Annotated in this window: 13 protein-coding genes and 2 pseudogenes; 5 read left to right on the top strand and 10 right to left on the bottom strand. The window is 68.5% G+C overall.

Annotation, left to right across the window (positions count from 1 at the left end; genetic code table 11):
* Positions 1-82: 82 nt before the first annotated feature.
* A complete protein-coding gene (locus tag OHO83_RS01065; RefSeq protein WP_330278460.1) occupies positions 83-751 on the bottom strand; it encodes a shikimate kinase in 669 nt (222 codons plus the stop codon).
* A gap of 1347 nt (positions 752-2098) precedes the next feature.
* Entirely contained in the window at positions 2099-3262 is a 1164-nt protein-coding gene (locus tag OHO83_RS01070) for an RNA-guided endonuclease InsQ/TnpB family protein (protein ID WP_330278461.1), read from the bottom strand.
* Positions 3263-3458: 196 nt separating this feature from the next.
* Here OHO83_RS01070 and OHO83_RS01075 point away from each other — a divergent pair, with 196 nt between their 5' ends.
* A complete protein-coding gene (locus OHO83_RS01075) occupies positions 3459-4211 on the top strand; it encodes a DUF1990 family protein (RefSeq protein WP_330278462.1) in 753 nt (250 codons plus the stop codon).
* A gap of 37 nt (positions 4212-4248) precedes the next feature.
* Here OHO83_RS01075 and OHO83_RS01080 read toward each other — a convergent pair whose 3' ends face one another.
* The 3 genes from OHO83_RS01080 to OHO83_RS01090 all read right to left on the bottom strand — a co-directional run bounded on the left by OHO83_RS01080 (position 4249) and on the right by OHO83_RS01090 (position 6637).
* Positions 4249-4998, bottom strand: coding sequence for a DUF1990 family protein (locus OHO83_RS01080; RefSeq protein WP_330278463.1), 750 nt, complete (start codon positions 4996-4998; stop codon positions 4249-4251).
* 191 nt (positions 4999-5189) lie between these two features.
* Positions 5190-6218, bottom strand: a complete 1029-nt coding sequence (locus OHO83_RS01085) for an LLM class flavin-dependent oxidoreductase (RefSeq protein ID WP_330278464.1) — start codon at positions 6216-6218, stop codon at positions 5190-5192.
* A gap of 47 nt (positions 6219-6265) precedes the next feature.
* Entirely contained in the window at positions 6266-6637 is a 372-nt protein-coding gene (locus tag OHO83_RS01090) for a DoxX family protein (protein ID WP_329431608.1), read from the bottom strand.
* A 100-nt stretch (positions 6638-6737) separates the two neighbouring features.
* Here OHO83_RS01090 and OHO83_RS01095 point away from each other — a divergent pair, with 100 nt between their 5' ends.
* On the top strand, positions 6738-7358 hold the full coding sequence (locus OHO83_RS01095; protein WP_330278465.1) for a TetR/AcrR family transcriptional regulator: 621 nt from the start codon (positions 6738-6740) through the stop codon (positions 7356-7358).
* Positions 7359-7442: 84 nt separating this feature from the next.
* On the opposite strand, the gene OHO83_RS46845 is transcribed toward OHO83_RS01095, so the two are convergent.
* On the bottom strand, positions 7443-7673 hold the full coding sequence (locus OHO83_RS46845; RefSeq protein ID WP_389572779.1) for a hypothetical protein: 231 nt from the start codon (positions 7671-7673) through the stop codon (positions 7443-7445).
* A 329-nt stretch (positions 7674-8002) separates the two neighbouring features.
* Here OHO83_RS46845 and OHO83_RS01105 point away from each other — a divergent pair, with 329 nt between their 5' ends.
* Entirely contained in the window at positions 8003-10111 is a 2109-nt protein-coding gene (locus OHO83_RS01105; protein WP_330278466.1) for an ATP-binding SpoIIE family protein phosphatase, read from the top strand.
* 173 nt (positions 10112-10284) lie between these two features.
* On the opposite strand, the gene OHO83_RS01110 is transcribed toward OHO83_RS01105, so the two are convergent.
* Positions 10285-10959 (bottom strand): TetR/AcrR family transcriptional regulator, encoded by a 675-nt coding sequence (locus tag OHO83_RS01110; protein ID WP_330278467.1) that lies wholly within the window; start codon positions 10957-10959, stop codon positions 10285-10287.
* A gap of 66 nt (positions 10960-11025) precedes the next feature.
* Here OHO83_RS01110 and OHO83_RS01115 point away from each other — a divergent pair, with 66 nt between their 5' ends.
* On the top strand, positions 11026-12654 hold the full coding sequence (locus OHO83_RS01115; protein WP_330278468.1) for an FAD-binding oxidoreductase: 1629 nt from the start codon (positions 11026-11028) through the stop codon (positions 12652-12654).
* A gap of 60 nt (positions 12655-12714) precedes the next feature.
* Here the strand turns inward: OHO83_RS01115 and tnpB are convergent.
* A pseudogene (gene tnpB / locus OHO83_RS01120) lies at positions 12715-14001 on the bottom strand (IS607 family element RNA-guided endonuclease TnpB); the annotation flags it as partial.
* Positions 14002-14166: 165 nt separating this feature from the next.
* Positions 14167-14802: a TetR/AcrR family transcriptional regulator gene (locus OHO83_RS01125; protein ID WP_329431615.1), complete on the bottom strand. Its 636-nt coding sequence runs from the start codon at positions 14800-14802 to the stop codon at positions 14167-14169.
* A 62-nt stretch (positions 14803-14864) separates the two neighbouring features.
* On the opposite strand from OHO83_RS01125, the gene OHO83_RS01130 reads away from it, so the two are divergent.
* Positions 14865-16460: an FAD-dependent monooxygenase gene (locus OHO83_RS01130; protein ID WP_330278469.1), complete on the top strand. Its 1596-nt coding sequence runs from the start codon at positions 14865-14867 to the stop codon at positions 16458-16460.
* Between the two features lie 255 nt (positions 16461-16715).
* Here OHO83_RS01130 and OHO83_RS46850 read toward each other — a convergent pair.
* Positions 16716-16949: pseudogene (locus tag OHO83_RS46850) on the bottom strand (hypothetical protein); the annotation flags it as partial.
* Positions 16950-17556 lie beyond the last annotated feature (607 nt).

Below are 17556 nucleotides of genomic sequence, written 5' to 3' on the forward strand. Positions count from 1 at the left end.
CCGTGATCACACCAACCACTCCAAGATCGTCCCACCCGTGACCAGCAGCTAAGGGAGAACCCTTGGTTGTGCCAGGCGATGCTCAGAGTCCGAACGCTGTGATCACCTGCTCTCCGAGATCATCTTCGGTCATCGTGGTGTCGACCTGGATGGTGCGCAGTCGGAGATGCTCAGCTTCCCCTTGAAGTCGTCTTGTGAACATGCGGTCACGTTCGGCGATATTGCGGCTCGCCTTTGCTGGATCGCTCGTCTTCCATACGAACGCTTCCCCTGGAATCGACCGAGTCTGAATGGCGGACTGACGGAAATCAGGTGTGGGCAGGAGCCAGATCGCGTGCTCAGGAGCAGCAAGCAGCGGCTTCACGAGGCGCGGCAGCAGCCGGAAGCCCTCGACGATGACGCATGGCTCCTGTGGCAGGCGAAGAAGGTCTTCGATGATCAGACCGAAGCCCTCGCCCCGAAACCAATGAAATGTCTCAAGCATGATTCCCGGGGACCGGTCCACCCATCGCTCGTCCATGTTCATGGCGATGAACTCGTGCAGGAAGGGAGCCTCTTCGGGTGTTGTCCGCCCAGCGTGATCTCGCATCACGTCATCGGTCGCGTAGAGGCGCCAGCCGTAGTGGTCGGCGAGTCGGCGGGCGATCGTCGACTTGCCGGCCCCGCTCCCGCCGCCGATCCAGTAGACGTGCCGCAGCCGTGCCCGAAGCTCTGCGGCATCGGCCGCCTCTTCGTACTGTCCGGGCTGCATCCCTCTCCTATCCCTTGAGACGGCCAAGAAAAGACTCGTTGCGACCGGCGTTGTCGGCGGCTGTGTCCTGGGACCGAGACACCTTTGAACTCGCCATCAGGGTAAGCACATTGGTGGGTAGCGGTGGGCTGCCTTCACCCCTGGGTCACGGCCCGGTGGGTCAGGTCAGACAAGGTAGTCGCCAGGCACCAAGACATAATTACGGAACACCTCCACGATTACGGAACACCTCCACGCCGATCGAGACCACCAGATCCCCGACACCGAACGGCTGCACACCTTCGCCGACCGCATCTCCACGAGCCGTCGTCCCGCACTTGTCTTCGGACCGGAGCTCGACCGGGCCGGCATCTGGGACGCGGCCGTGGCCCCGGCGAAGAATCTGAGCGCGGCCATCTACGGCACCCGCTGCTTCAAGGCTCACACTCCCCACCTCGCCCGCCGCCCGGGCGCCGCCCCGGCTCCGCCCATTACCCGCAGTTCGAGGACGACCTCACCCAGCAGCACTGAAGGTCACGTCCCATAAGTTCCTCTTCCAACGCCGGGGGGGTTGCATGATGTGCACCTCGTATTTGCTGTGTCAGAACCACCTAGCTCATGCGACCTGGGCACAGGTACTCAGGTGCGCCTCCTCTCCGTGTGCAATATCCGGAGGGGTAGCTGCAGGATCGACAACGACGGTTCGATCTTCAAAACACCGTTGGGACGAACTCGTCCGGGCTGCTGCTCCGGAAGCCCGACACGCCCCGCGGGAGGGACCGCCCTCGCCGGGGCCGCGTGGTCCACTGTTCAGAGCCGTCGCGGACGCCTTGAGGGACACGCGAGGACCCCTACGACTTTCACCAGCGAGGTCGACATGACAGACACCTGGGGCGAGGAACTGTATCTGGCCCTCCATGCCCGAACTCCTGTCCTCTGCACGGACGACCGGGCTCCTGGCCGTTACGCGGTGCCCGGCGGCGCAAGTGGTACGACCGACTCATCTGCACACGTGGGACCAACGCAGAACTTCTCGGAGGAGGCCCCAGTTGCTGGTTACGCGGGCAATTCATAGGACGGGGCTGCGCAGTACGCACCTGCATCTGGCGTCCATGGCATCGGTCGTGCTGTGCATCAGCTTTTGGACCCGGGCCAAGGGCTACGACCAGGACGAGCGGGGAAACGCAGAGCGCCGAGCTCTGTTCGTCGGTCTGTGGCCGCCGTTGTTGTGGCTGATCGGGCAGTCCGTGCAGGAACTAGAGCAGTCAAATTCTCGGCCCTGAAGGACCGAGCCTGTCGCCCGATCCGATGGAGCTGAGATTGCAAGTGGAGCGCGGCCGGCTGCCGCGTGGTCCCCTGCGTCCGGAACTACGTTGCGGTAGTTCGGGGGCGTTTGACTGCGCCCCGCTGCCACACAGCCTCGCCTCGGTGGGCGATGTCGCGGGAGCCGTTGTGGTCCGCGTGCAGGACGGTCCCGCAGGACCGGCAGGCGAACCGTGCTTGATCCACACGATTGGTGCGGTGGGTGTGCCAGCACACCGAGCACTGACGGGAGGTGTTGCGGGGGTCCACGTGGACCACGGGCACCCCCGCTCGCCGTGCCTTGTACTCGACAAAGGCGCCGAGTTGGGCGAATGCCCAGGCGTGCAGTCGTGCCCGCTGGTCTTTCCTGGCCGTAACCCTCTGCCGGATACCGCCCAGGTCTTCCAGGGCGACACCCCGCGAGGTGCGTTGAGCGGTGTGCACGAGTTTCTTGGCGATGATGTGGTTGCGCTGGGTCGCGTACCGGGCCTCACGGCGCCGGACGTTCTTCAGTCGCCGCTTGGCGGACTTGGTGCGCTTCTTCTGCAACTTGGTGCGCAGGTCCCGCTGCCGCTGCCGGTAGCGGTTCACCTGACGGCCGGACATGATCTGCCCGTCCGACGTGGTGGCGATGTTGACGATCCCGAGATCCACGCCGAGGAAGCCATCCGGCTCGTACACCTCGGGATCGGACACGTCGATGGTGGCGATGAGGAAGAACATGCCATCCCGCATCACCAGGTCGGATTCGCCCTTGCGGGAGCCGAGCAGCTTCATGGCCCCGGGCGAGCAGACGAACGGGACGCCCTTGAGCCGTCCGGCCAGTGTCCAGATGGACACGGTCCACCGGTCGAGGTTCCACGTCAGGATGCGGTCGTCGTACGGTTGAGCGGCGTCCTCGCGGAACATGATCGGCTTGGACTCGGTCTTGACCCGCCGCTTGGAACCTTCCCTCCCATAGTTCCCGGCCTTCAGGTTCGCCCTGAGCGTGGCGTAGGCGTCACAGACCTTCTTCACCACGCGGACCGCAGGCTGCGCGCCAAGGTCAAAGTCTGCCTTGAGCCGGTAATACACAGCCTCTTGCAGCACGTTCCGACGGTCTTTGCCCGTACGGAGCGCCACCTGAGACGCAACGTTCGCGGCCCGGTTGCAGGCACGCAGGGTCGCTGCCAGTGCGTCCGCGTCATGAGCGGACGCAGGCAACAGCTTCACCTGCACGACAATCTTCACGCAGAACTACGTAGTACGACTGAGGAGATCAAACGTGACGCCCAGGCACAGTCTTTCGCCCAGAGGGCGAAACCCCGCACGTGGCCCCGCGACGCGGGAGCTTCGATTCCTCCCCGCCCTGAAGCACGGGGCATCCTCGAAGGATGCGTGGTGAAAAGGCCCGGCCGCAGGGACCTGGGGCGGGTGGGGAGGGGCTGTGCTGCGTGAGCGGCGCCTGCACACGGCGCGTGCGGCGGCGCGGTTGCGCGCCATGGAGCTGTACGACGTCAACTACCGTCTGGCGCCCGGGCCCGCCGGTGACGAGAACCCTCGCCGACAGGACCACTGGCATCTGGACACGGTTCGCTGCCCCCTCCCCAGCGAGAATCCGGGGAGCCCAGACCCCGGCGGAGCATGGGACATCGCGTGCCGTCTGGTGCATGACTACCAGTTCGCCGACCCTCGCATCCTGCGTGCCCTGTACGCACGCGACGGTCGACTGCTCGGACGGAACATGCTGCTCGAAGGTCGCTTCTGCGGTCTCCGGTTCGACATGCCCGTCCGTGTCACCTCCGTCGTCGACGAGACACGAGGCACCGGGCAAGAAGCCCAGCGTGTTTGGGGCTGGGGTTACCAGACACTCCAGGGCCACCTCGAGGAAGGTGCACTGGTCTACGAGGTGATCAAGCATCTGCACACGGGGGATGTGGAGTTTGTGATTACGGGCCATTCCCGTCGGGCCCGCATCGGCAATCCCGTTGTGGCACTCGGCTTCATTCTCTTCGGGCGCATGACGCAACAGCGTTTCTACCGGAAAAGCGCTCACCGTCTGCGTCATTTGGTCCAGGCCGAGCTGGCGGGTGCGGCGCCTCTCCGCGTCGAGACTCTGCCGGGAGATACTGCCCTGGCTCTCGCTCCCAGCCGTGCGAGGGACCTCGGGCCGCGCAGGCCGGGAGAGGCGGGCGGCTGACCGTGGGCGGCCGAGTGACAAGTCGCGACGTAGGACGTCAACGGTTCGGCACCCCGGCAAAGACCTCATGGGGTACGCACCGGGTGACGATGCTGACGCCTCCTCGAGGGCGCCCCTTGGCGATGGCCGCGGCGCGCAGACAGAAGTGGACCCACATGTTGAGCTGGATCTCTTTGGCAATGCGCAGTCTGCTGTACAGCAGGTCGGCCAACCGGTCCCCCGCACGCGCCCATGCCTCGACCTGAAAGCAGAGCAGGCCGTCGGTCTCGGCGGCCCGGAACTCGATCTGCCCGGCTTCCAGGTGCCCGCGCAGTGTAGCGAGACGAACAGAGACCGCGTCGCAGTGCACGACACGTACAGGCCCATCCCAGGGGCCAGGCATCTGTACCCGGTACTCATCCCCGGCGCAGGCCTGTGGTGCCTTGCCGGCCGTCTTGTGGAAGACAGCGGCGCCGAAGGGAGCGGCGCGGTTGAAGTCCCGCGAGAGCGTGTTCATGAGAGCCTCGGGCGTCATCCGGCTGCCCTCGATACGGACGGTGAAGGTGCGGTGGAACATGCTGCCGGAACCGTCCTCCAGACGCTGGATGGCCCTGTCGTCCATGAAGGCGTCAGGCAGTGGTGGAGGCACGTCACCACTGTCCCCGTCCTCCTCGCAGCGGTGCAGCGCGGTGACACGCCAGACATAGCGCCAGGTAACCAGAAGCAGGCCGGCGGGAAGCCGCAGCAGCGTGCCGGCCCGGCGTCTGGCAGACACCTGCCGCGGCCAGGCCGTACCCGGTGCGCTCATCTGCCCAGGATCCCACCGGCCGACCGACCGCGCAGCGAGCCACACCTCGGGTACGAGCAGAACCTCAGCACGCTACCCGGCACCCAGCGCGAGCCGGGCGAGGACGGTGCCCACCTTGCCCGCCCCTCAGAATCCCGAGCGTGCGTACACCCTCGACGTTCATCTCGACTCCCTTCACGACAGCCATGAGGTCAGCCCGCGAGGATGTCGCGGACCATCGGGATGACCTTCGTGCCGTAGAGCTCGACGGCTCGCAGGCGGGCGCTGACCGGCATGGTGCCAGCGCTGTAGATCATGTCGAACCGGCCGACACCGAGCCCCGAGACGGCGCCCGCGATCTTGCGGGCGACCGTGTCGGGCGAGCCGATGTAGAGGGAGCCTTGCTCGATCTCGCGCTCGTACTCCGCCCTGCTCACCGGCGGCCAGCCGCGCAGCGCTCCGATGCGGTCGCGCATGACCTTGTAGCGGGGCCAGTGCAGTTCCCGTGCCTCCTCGTCGGTGTCGGCGACGAAGCCCGGCGAGTGCATGCCGACCGGGTGGGCGGTGGTGCCGAACTGTTCGGTGGCCCGCCGGTAGAGGTCGATGTACGGGGCGAACCGGGTCGGGCTGCCGCCGATGATGGCGATCATCAGCGGGAACCCGTACCGCGCCGTGCGCACGACCGACTGCGGCGAGCCGCCGACGCCGACCCACGTGGTCAGCCCGTTCTCGGTCTTCGGGAACACGTCGGCGTCGGTGAGGGACGCCCGTTTGGTGCCGCTCCAAGTGACGGGCTTCTCCTCCAGGAGCTTCGCGAAGAGCTCGATCTTCTCCTCGAAGAGCACGTCGTAGTCGGCCAGGTCGTAGCCGAACAGCGGAAACGACTCGGTGAACGAGCCGCGCCCCAGGATCGCTTCGGCTCGCCCGTTCGACAGGGCGTCGAGCGTCGCGAACCGCTGGAACACCCGCACCGGGTCGTCGGAGCTCAGCACGGTCACACCGGACCCGAGCCGGATCCGCTCGGTGCGGGTGGCGATGCCCGCGAGCACGGTCTCCGGCGTCGAAATCGCGTACTCGGGCCGGTGGTGCTCGCCCAGGGCGAGTGCGTCGACGCCGGTCTGATCGGCAAGGACCGCTTCGTCGACGACCTGCCGGATGGCCCGCGCGTACGAGAGCTGCCGGCCGGAGTCGTCCTCCGGGACGTCGCCGAATGTGTCCAGGCCGAAGGCGAGTTCAGACATGGCATGGCTCCTTCGTGAGCTGGGGTGAAGAAGGGAGAGGGTTCGGATCACCAGGCGTAGGGGCCGAAACGCCCCCAGGCGATCACCACGGCTATGACCAGCAGCACCGCGCCGGGGCCGATCTGGGACCACTCCTTGCCCCGTGCGTGGGTGACGACGGCGCCGACCATGATCAGTGCCGTGCCGACGGCGGCGAGCGGGGTGAGAACGACGGCGACACCGGTCGCGGCCGGCAGGACGAGCCCGAGTCCGGCGATCACTTCGAGCGCGGCGATGGTCTTGACCTGGCCCGCGCTGAAACGACGGGCCCACGGCATGGATTCGGCGGTCTTCTCGTAGGGCTTGGCGAGTTTGCCGCCACCGGCGGCGAGGAGAACGAGGGCCAGCAGGATCTGCAGGATCCACAGAAAGACGTTCACGGGTCGGTCCTGTCGACGAGGGGGACGGGGAGGGGCGGTACGGACGAAAGCATAAACGGACTTCACCCCGCTTAATATTTCCGGAGGTAGGTTGGAAGCCATGAACAGCCCCTTGGTGCCGCTCGGGCGGCCCCGCACCGAGCGCGCCGACGCCGCCCGCAACCGCGAGCAGCTGCTGGCCACGGCCCGCGCAATGGTCACCGAACTCGGCGTGGAGAAGGTCACGATGGACGGCCTGGCCGAGCGGGCGGGCCTGGGCAAGGGCACCGTCTACCGCCGCTTCGGCACCCGCGCGGGGATCTTCCACGCCCTCCTCGACGAGGACGAGCACGCCTTCCAGGACCAGGTGCTGAGCGGCCCGCCGCCGCTGGGCCCCGGCGCCGACCCGGAGAACCGCCTGATCGCCTACGGTCGCGCCCGCGCCGCCTACCTCGCCGACCACCTGGCGATCGTGCGGGCCTCCCTCGACCACAAGCAGCCCGTCCCCGTCGGATCGCCCGCAACCCTGACGCGGATGCACATCCGTATGCTCCTGGGCCTGACTCGCCCCGGAATCGCCGATCTCGACAGCCTGGCGATACAGCTCACCGCGGCACTTGAGGGCCCGGTGCTGCTGTATCTGTCGGCACCGCAGCCGACGGCCACCACCCCGGGCCCCGCGATGGCCGACCGCCTCGGTGACAGCTGGCAGGCTCTGATCGAGCGCATCTGCCGGCCCTGAGCCCGGTCGCCACGGCCTACGCCATGAACTTCGACCGCATACCGGAACTCCACCGGCTCCTCGGCCAGGAATTTCCTTCAAGCATCACGCCCACATCAGGAGCGATTTGGGGGTGACGGCCGCCTGACAGCACTCGGTGGTCCTGTCGTAGCGGGTGGCGATGTCGCGCCATTGCTTCAAGCGGTTGAAGCAGCGTTCGACCACCTGGCGCCGCTCGTAGAGCTGCTCGCCGGTGGTCGACGGGCGCCCGCCACGGCTGCCGCCCCGGAGCCGTTTACGGATCTGGTCGGCACCTTCGGGAAGACTCAAGATCATTTGAAGACACCGCCCAGGTTCTGCGCGGTCGTCTCGTTGGCCACCGCATGCACAAGCCTGCACGTGATCTTCAAGAAGAAGGACCGGCCAGAGCCAACGCACGACGCCCGCTGTCGCCCCCTCACCGCCCCCTGCCCCAAGCCGCTCCCGCGCAGCCGTCACTCTTTCGGCTCCGGCCCGATAGCGGCGACGGTTCCCCCGGCGGAGGCTAGGCAGAAGGACCATCGCCGCCACAGACGCGGAAGGAACACTCGATGCGCCGCCACCCTCCCCTCGCCGACGGAGGCACGGGCCCGCTCGACGCGGCCGGGCCGAGGTAGGGGGCAACAGTGTCCGCGCCAAAGCCGGAAGAGCTGTCCACCGCTGTGCTGGAGGCGCTGTTCACCCAGGCACCGCAGGGGCTGTTCCTCTTTGATGAGGATCTGCGCGTGGTCCGCTACAACCCCGCCGCGCCAGGGGTACGCGGACTGCCTCCAGGTACGGTCCTCTGGCACCGGCTCGACGAGTTCGCGGAGGGATTCGACGATCCCGACCTGCTCCGGCTCTCCAAGCAGGTCCTAACGGGCGGGGAGCCCGTACGGGACCGCCTGCTCCGGGGACATGTGCCTGGCGACACCCGGCGGGAGATGACGATCTCGGTCTCGGTTTTCCCCGTACGGCTCGACGACGGATCGGTCCTGGGCGTCGCCGTCGTCCAGGACGTCACCGAACGCCGGCGTGCGGCAGACCGGCTGGACATCCTGCATGAAGCCCACCGCACGATCGGGACGAGCCTGGACGTCGCCTTCACGGCCGACGCGCTGGCCGATGTGGTGGTGGGCCGGTTCGCGGACGCGGTCACGGTGGACGTCCTGGACGACGCCGTCCGCGGCTTCCAGTTGAACGAGGGCCCGGTCGACGCGGACATCCCGCTGCGGCGCGCTGCGTTCCGGTCGGTCACCGGCAGCTCCGGACTGATCGAGACCGGCACCCTCAGCACCTTCCCCTTCCCGACGCCCTACACCCAGAGCCTCCTGGATTCCCGACCGCGCCTGATCACACGCCTGGCAACGGACGAGCCCTGGCTGGCGGCCGACCCCGACCGCGCCCGCCGCCTGTCCCAAGCGGGGGTCCACTCCCTGATCGTCACCCCACTGGTGGTGCGCGGCGCCGTACTGGGCATCATCAGCTACTACCGGCACCGCGACGCGCGCCCGTACGACGAGGAGGACCTCGCCCTCGCCTCTCAGCTCGCCCAGCGAACGGCACTGACCATCGACAACGCCCGCGGCTACGCCCGCGAGCGCACCATCGCCACCACCCTCCAGCGCCACCTCCTCCCCCGAACTCCCCCGGCCCTGACCGCTGTCGAGTCGGAGGCCCTGTACCTCCCCGGCTCGCTGGGCGGCGGCGGTGACTGGTACGACGTGATCCCGCTCTCCGGCCCGCGCGTCGCCCTGACGGTCGGCGACGTCACGGGCAGCGGGATCGAGGTCGCCGCCGCCATGGGGCAGATCCGCACCGCGCTGCTCGCCCTCGCGATCCGGGACATCGAACCGGAGGAACTGCTGTCCTGCCTGCACGACATCACAGCGACCCTGGCCCCTGAGACCGGCCAACCCCTCACAGCCTCCTGTCTGTACGCGGTCTTCGACCCGGTGAGTCGCAGCTGCACGGCCGCGAGCGCCGGCCACGCGCCCCCACTGGCCGTCACACCCGCCGGCGATGCGGTCGCCTTCGACGTCCCGGTCGGCCCCTTGCTCGGCACCGGCACGGGGGCGTACGAACCACTGCGCTCAACCGTCCCTGACGGCAGTCTGCTCGCGCTCTACACAGACGGCCTCGTCTCGGCCTCACAGATCGGACCGGCCGCGGCCCGGGAGACTCTGCGACGCCTGCTGACCCAGCCCGACAGCACCCTGCGACAACTGGCCGACACCGCCGTCTACACGCTGCTGCCCGACCGGCACGAAGACGACGCCGTCCTCCTGCTCGCGCGAACCCGCGGGCTCGACGACGACCGCGTCGCCCAATGGACGCTCCCGGACGACCCCGCCGTCGTCGCCACCGCGCGCCGCCTGGCCGACCGCCAACTCGCCGCCTGGGGACTGGACGAAATCTCCTTCACCACTGAGCTGATCGTCAGCGAACTCGTCACCAACGCCATCCGCTACGGCAACGGGCCCATCCGCCTGCGCATGATCCATGACCGCAGCCTGGTGTGCGAGGTCTCCGACGGCAGCAGCACCGCCCCCCACCTACGTCACGCTCGCGCCACCGACGAGGGCGGCCGCGGCCTGGCCATCATCGCCGAACTCGCCACCCGCTGGGGCACACGCTTCGGAGACCGCGGCAAGACCATCTGGTCCGAGCAGCACTTGGACGACTCCGAACGTACCGATACATCCTCTGGACCGGAGCTGCCCCCGCCGGACGGGACGAGCACGCACCACACCTGACGGATCGCGCCGGCAGTCCTGGCGCGTCGGCATGGCCGGCGGTCCGGCACTTCAGCGAGCGGCTGGGCCGCGGCCCAGCGGACGAGTTGGCGGATGAGGGCTCCGAGGTCACCGGGCCGCGGGCGGCGGGGCAGGCGCGGAACTGCAGGAGAAGCCCGTCGGTGGCAGCCAGCTCAACCCCGGCCTGGCTTACGTGGGCGGATGCCCAGCTCAATTCCGCTCGCCACGGCCGTCTGCGGATACAGCACCGCGACGATCCGCTCGAAGCGGGACGTCATCTCGTCGGCGCTCTGTTCCGGGTGGTGCCGCCACCAGGCGACCGCCGCGCTCACGGTCCCGTACCAAAGGTGCGTGGCAAAGTCAGTGTCAAGGGGCTCGCCCGCCTGCGACGAGTCGAAGAACTCAGCCACACCGACCGTGCCGAGGCGGTTGAGCTCCTGCCGGTAGACGGCAGCCTGCGCATGAAGGGGCCCCTCGGTCGGCAGAGTCGTGTCGTACACCAGCGACCAGTCGTGCACGCGTGACTCCAGCGCCCGGAAGATGGCCTCCAGGGTGCGAGCGGCACGCGTGAGATCGGACGGGCCCTTCTGCGCCACGGCCACCGCCTCGACGAGGCGGGAGCCGGCGTGCTCCAGGCAGGTCAGGTAGAGGCCGTCCTTGGACCCGAAGTACTCGTAGATCATGGGCTTGCTGATCCCTGCCTGCGCCGCCACCACCGCGGTCGACCCGCGCGCATACCCCTTGGCGCCGAACTCCCGTGCCGCCGCGTCCAGGATCAGCTTCTCCCTGTCCGCGCGGGGCATCCCCTTCGTCCCGACCGCGCGGGCGGCTTTCTCCTGCTTGCTCATGGTCCCCACCCTATGCCAATGTGACCACAAGGTAACTTACCCGGCGTTCAGATCGGTGGGGCGGCAATGAGCAGCAAGACGCGTTCGTGGTGGGGATGGGGAAACGTCGAAGACGCGGTGACGGGTGCGGAGCGGGCGGACATCACCCGACGCACCGCCGAACTGCTGCCGGGCGCCGACCTGACGGTGCACGAGGCCCCGCCGGTCGAGTCGTTCGAGGTGGGCCCGAGCCGCGTCCAGGCACCGCAGAGCCTGGCGTCGCTCGCGTCCGCCGATGTACGCGACCGGCTCGCGCACAGTCACGGGCAGGCGTTCCGCGACGTCGTGCGAGCGCTACTGGGTCAACTGCCCCACGTGCCCGACCTCGTGATGCGCCCGACCTCGGAGGACCAGGTCGTCCACGTCCTGGACTGGTGCAGTGACGCCCGCATCGCGGTCGTCCCCTTCGGCGGCGGATCCTCTGTCGTGGGCGGCGTCGAACCGAGGGTGGGCGCCGACTACGCCGGCGTGGTCAGCCTGGACATGAGCTCGATGGACCAGGTCCTGGAGATCGACCGCACCAGCCGGGCCGCACGCGTGCAGGCCGGAGTCTTCGGCCCCCATCTGGAGGACCAGCTGCGGCCTCATGGGTACAGCTTGCGGTTCTTTCCCCAGTCCTTCGAGTTCTCCACCCTCGGCGGCTGGCTGGCCACCCGGGCGGGAGGCCATTTCGCCACGAACCTCACCCATATCGACGACCTCACCGAATCGATGCGGGTCATCGCTCCCAGCGGGGTCATCGAGTCCCGCCGGCTCCCGGGCTCGGGGGCCGGGCCCTCCCCCGACCGGATGTTCCTCGGCTCGGAGGGTTCGCTCGGTGTCATCACCCAAGCGTGGGTCCGTCTTCAGGACCGGCCGCGGTGGCGTGCGGGGGCCTCGGTGGGCTTCGCCGACTACGACGCCGGCGTGGGCGCGGTGCGCGCCCTGTCCCAGTCCGGGCTGAACCCGGCGAACTGCCGTCTCCTGGACCCCGCGGAGGCGTTCATCAACGCCGGTGCTCCGACGGCTGTACTGGTGCTCGGCTTCGAGTCCGCCGACCACCCCGTGAACGCGTCGATGGAACGGGCACTGGAGCTGTGCCGAGACCACGGCGGCACACTGACCGAGGAGCCGCGCTACACCGACACCGCCGGCCAGGCCGCCCGGACCGGGGCCGCCGACACCTGGCGCAACTCCTTCGTGCGCATGCCCTACCAGCGTGACGCCCTCGCTTCCCAGGGCATGATCGTGGAGACGTTCGAGACGGCCTGCACGTGGGACCGGTTCGACGCCCTGCGAGCCACCGTCAACGCTGCAGCCCAGGACGCCATGCGCCGGCTCGGCACCCCAGGCGTCGTCACCTGCCGCTTCACCCACGTCTACCCCGACGGCCCGGCCCCCTACTTCGGCATCTATGCCGCGGGAACATGGGGCTCGACCGTGGAGCAGTGGGACGAGATCAAGGCGGCAGTGTCCGAGGCGCTGATCAGCAGCGGGGCCACCATCACCCACCATCACGCGGTGGGCCGCGACCACCGCCCCTGGTACGACCGCCAGCGCCCCGACCTCTTCGCCGCAGCCCTCCAAGCCGGCAAGACCGTCCTCGACCCGTCCGGAATCCTCAACCCCGGTGCAGTCATCGATCCCGTTGCACTGAGTCTCAGCGAATCTCAGTGATTCGCCCATTGCTGGACGAAAGTCCTTGTCTAACCGGGATGAGGTCCCGTGCGAGGTAGACGTTTCTGTGCCACCTGCACCGCGAGGCGGTGTCTTACGGTCGGCTCCACGTCCGTTTCGTGTCTCCGGACCACTCCCGGCGACGTGCCGCTTCACGAGCGCGGCGAGGTTGAGTGCGGCGTTCTCGTCCCGGTCCAGGACGAGCCCGCACGTCTCGCAGACGTAGGTGCGTACCCGCAGCGGCAGCTTGGTTTTCACCGTGCCGCAGGAACTACACGTCTTCGAGGAGGGGAACCAGCGGTCCGCGACCTCAAGGTGGCCGCCGTTCCACACGGTCCTGTATGCGAGCTGGCGGCGGATCTCACCGAACCCGGCATCAGCGACAGCGCGGGCGAGCCGGCGGTTTTTGACCATGCCCGCCACGTTCAGGTCTTCGACCACGATCGTCCCGCACTCGCGGGCCAGGCCGGTGGTCAGCTTGTGGATCTGGTCCCGGCGCAGCGCGGTGACCTGGTGGTGGACCTTGTTGCGCTGGGCATCCGCGCGGCGCCACCGGTTCGACGGCCGTCGGCCGGTGCGCCGGTCGGGGCCCTGACGGCGGGACACCGTCCGCGACAGGCGCCGCAACTTTTGGCGGGCGGTCTTGTAGTGCTGGGGGTTCTTGGCCGCGGGGCGCCCGTCGGAGAACACCGCGAGGGTCTTCACCCCCAGGTCCACACCGATCACCGCATCCGGCCGGGCAGGCGTGCGCGCCTCCCGTTCAACCTCCACCGTGAACGACACGAACCAACGCCCGGCCTCGCAGCGGACCGTCGCGGACATGATCCGCGCCGTCCCCGCCTCGAGACGGCGGGCAAGCTTGCGCGTCGACTCGTGCGTCTTGATCCTGCCCAGGACCGGCAGCACCACATATGTCCGCCCGTCCAGACGGATCGTGCCGGTGGTGAACCGCACCGACAAGGTGGACCTGCGCTTGGACTTGAAACGCGGGAAGCCCACGCGTGGGCCCTTGCGCTTGCCCGACGCGGAGTCGCTCCAGTTCTTCAGGCTGGTGGCGAGGCGATCCAGGCCGGTGGCATAAGCCTCCTTCGAGCACTTGGCCCACCACGGCACCACCTCGCCCTTCGCCTGATTCCAGGCTTTTCGCAGCGAGTACATCGACCACGACAACGCCGGCGTCAGCTCACCCTCGGAAACCCCGTAAGAGCGCTCCACCTCGCGCTGCCCCAGGTTCGCCTTCACCACCGCAAGCCCCCAGTTGAACGCGACCCGGGCGGCACCGACATGACGCAGCAACGCACCGACCTGACGCGGAGTCGGGTCGAGCGCAAAGCGGTACGCCTGCATCACAATCACCCGATCAACCTACAAGCCACCACTGACAGTCAACCGAAATGCCCCAATCACTGAGGGCGACTGACGAAAGCCGCAACGGCTGGCCACCCCTCAAATGTGGGGATGCGGTCGGAGCGCGCTGATCGCAAGGTGTCCAGGCGTTCCCGTAGCCGCCCCCTACCCCAGCGCCGCCTCCAGCGCGTCGAACGCCTTGTGCACCCGCGCCCTGTGGTTGTCGACCAGCGTCGCCGCGCTCTCCCCCGCGATCAGTCGGCGGGCGGTGGTGACGTAGACCGAGCGGTAGGCGGCGACAGTCAGGGCTGCCGCGAAGTCGGGGTCGGCGAATCCGGGGACGGTCTCGGCGAAGGTCCCCGCCAGGGCCTCCTCCAGTTCCTCGACCCCCTCGCGGGCGCGGGCGCGCAGGGCGGGCGAGGCGATGACGATCCGCCAAAAGGCGGGGAAGTCGTCGTCCACCGCGGACAGGGGGTGGTGCTGGTCGAGGAGTTCGAGAACCAGGCGGCGCAGGGCGCCCAGCGGGGTCTCCCACGAACTCCGTTGCCGTAGGGCCTCAGTGAACAATTCGATCGCCTGGGGGATGCGGTCGAGGAAGAGGTCCTCCTTGCGCGGGAAGTAGTTGAAGACCGTCATGGCGGAGACCTCGGCGGCCCGGGCGACCTCCGCGATGGTCACCTCTTCGAAGCCGCGCGCGGCGAAGAGCCCCGTCGCCACGTCCGAGATCCGCTGCCGCGTCGCCCGCTTCTTGCGCTCCCGCAGGGACAGTTGCGGTTCCTGGCCTTCGAGGTCCTTGGTCATGACTGAAACTGTAGCGAAAATTCTATAGCGAACCTATTTTTTTAGTGACTATAGTCAATCGCATGGATCTCACAACGCACTACGACGTGGTGGTCGCCGGCGCCGGACCCGTCGGCCTGATGCTCGGCTGCGAACTCCGACTCGGCGGAGTGGGCCGTGTGCTGGTCGTCGAGCGCCTGGCCGAGGTGGACGAGACGATCAAGGCGGGGGCCGTCAACTCCCCCACCGCCGTGGCTCTCGACCGGCGGGGTCTGCTGCCCGCCCTAACGGAGGTGCAGCGGCAGGCGCTGGACCAGTTCCGGGAGTTCCTGCGGGCGCGTGGCGGGGACGCGAGCACCCCGCCGCCCCCGAAGTTCGCCGGGCACTTCGCCGGAATCATGCTGCGGGCGGACATGATGGACCCGGCGGACCCGGCCTTCGCCGGCATCGGCCCGGCCGGAGACGTCGGCCTGGTTCCACAGGCCGCGCTGGAGCGGCTGCTCGCCGACCGTGCCCGCCAAGCCGGCGTCGAACTGCGTCGACAGGTCGAACTGACGGGCTTCGAGCAGGACGACCACGGGGTGAGTGTGCACCTGGCGCCCACCGACGGCTCGGCGCCCGAATCCGTGCGCGCGGCCTGGCTGGTCGGCTGCGACGGTGGCCGCAGCGCCGTACGCAAGCTCGCCGGATTCGACTTCCCGGGGACGCCGCCTGAGATCACCGGCTACCAGGCGGTCATCGGTCTGACCGGCGCCGAGGGGCTCGGCGCCGGCTGGACGGCCACGGACACCGGGATGTACGTCCACGACCCGACGCCGGGACGCGTCCTCACGGTCGAGTTCGACGGACCGCCCGTCGACCGGACAACGCCCGTCACCGCCGAGGAGCTGCAGGGCAGTCTGCGCCGGGTGTCGGGCGTGGACGTCACCGTGACCGAGGTGCGCACGGCGACGCGGTTCACCGACAACTGCCGTCAAGTCACCGACTACCGAGCCGGTCGTGTGCTGCTCGCGGGCGACGCGGCCCACGTGCACTCACCATTCGGAGGGCAGGGGCTGAACCTCGGCATCGGGGACGCGATGAACCTGGGCTGGAAGCTCGCCGCCGTTGTGCGCGACCGGGCGCCGGAGGGCCTTCTCGACACGTACACGGCCGAACGGCATCCGATCGCCGCGTGGGTGCTCGACTGGACGCGCGCCCAGATCGCCCTCATGCGCCCGGAGTCACACGCTCGCGCCCTGCGCGCAGTGGTCACCGACCTGACCCGGACTGTCGACGGCACCACGTACTTGGTCAAGAAGATCTCCGGCGTCTGGCAGCAGTACGACCTGCCGGGCGACCATCCACTGGTCGGCCGCAGCGCACCCGACCTGGAACTCGCCGACGGCGCCCGGCTCGCCGACCATCTGCACGGCGGCCGCGCCCTGCTCCTCGACCTGGCCGACGACTCGAAGCTGCGAGCCGCCGCCGAGGGCTACGGCGACCGGGTGGACGTCCGGACCGCCGTCTGTCCCGGCCACCCGCAGTTGTCCGGCCTGCTGGTGCGTCCGGACGGGTTCACGGCCTGGGCCGCCGACCACCACCACCAGCCGGGTGTCGCTCACAAGCCGGAGGAACCGGTACTGAAGGACACGGTCGAAGACGCACTGAAGCGATGGTTCGGAGCGCCTGCGGCATGAGCACCGGCGGCATGAACACCGATCCGCTTGTCCCAGTTTCGACGTCTGCGTCTGCACTGGTGTCACGCGGATCGGATGGCTCACCACGTGGCCGTCTGCGACACCACGCGGACCGTGTGCAGTTCTTGTCCGCCAACACGTGGTCGGGTCGGGTGCGAGGCCTGCCGACACTGGCGGAGGCGCGCAATCCCGCTCCAGGACACGCGTCGGGCTGGGGCCCGTCACCGCAGTCTCCAGGTGTCAGGGCGAGAGCGAGGGCAGGCATCGTCCGTCGGCGGCAAGATGGACTTGGGTGGTGGACCCTCCTCGGGAACGTCCCAAACCTTCGGTGATCTGGCCAACTCCGCCAGCCGACCGACCAGTTGCCCGAGTCTCGGATCCGCCTGGCTCGTCCCCCGGCCGCCCCTCATTTGAAGCGGGCCGACGGGCGGCGTTTTCTCTCGCACCGGCGGCATGCTGGTGAACCCTCACCACTGTTGAGTCCACCACTCCCATACCTGGGCCCCCCTGCGTCGTGTTCCATCTGGTCCAGGAGAGCGGCCACCCACCCAGCAGGGCAGGCCAGTTCAGATGACACCCGATCGTCCGTCAGACCCCTTCGAACCCAGGGCTGATCCTGATCGACGGGGTGATCAAGGTGTACGACTCGGTGTCCGCGGCCCTATACCGGCGGACGCGCCGGCGAGTTCCTGGCTCACGTGTGCGTGAGCGGCACCGCTCCGGCCCCCGATGCACCAACACACATGGGCCGTCATGGTCGGTCCGGCCTTCGCGGTGCTCCGCCCGCTCGTCGGCCGCGAGAGCCGGCGGCGACGTCGGCGCACCACGGATGCGGGAGCGCACCCCGGTGTCCAGCCGCACCCGGTCGCGCCTCAGGGCGAACACCTCAGTGAGTCCTCCAGAACGCCACGGATGCAGACAGAAGCACACGGCAGCGCATACCCGAAGCCTCGACCCAGCCGCACCATTGCCGCGGCTGAGTCCTGTCGCGCATGTGATGCCCTGATGCTGGATGTCGGCCGCCACACCTGTGGACGGTGGCGACTGCGAACGGGTGCCTCGACTGGCCTGATCGCCCAAGACAGCCTGGGCGTAC

It is taken from the genome of Streptomyces sp. NBC_00569 (assembly GCF_036345255.1).
GTDB lineage: Bacteria > Actinomycetota > Actinomycetes > Streptomycetales > Streptomycetaceae > Streptomyces.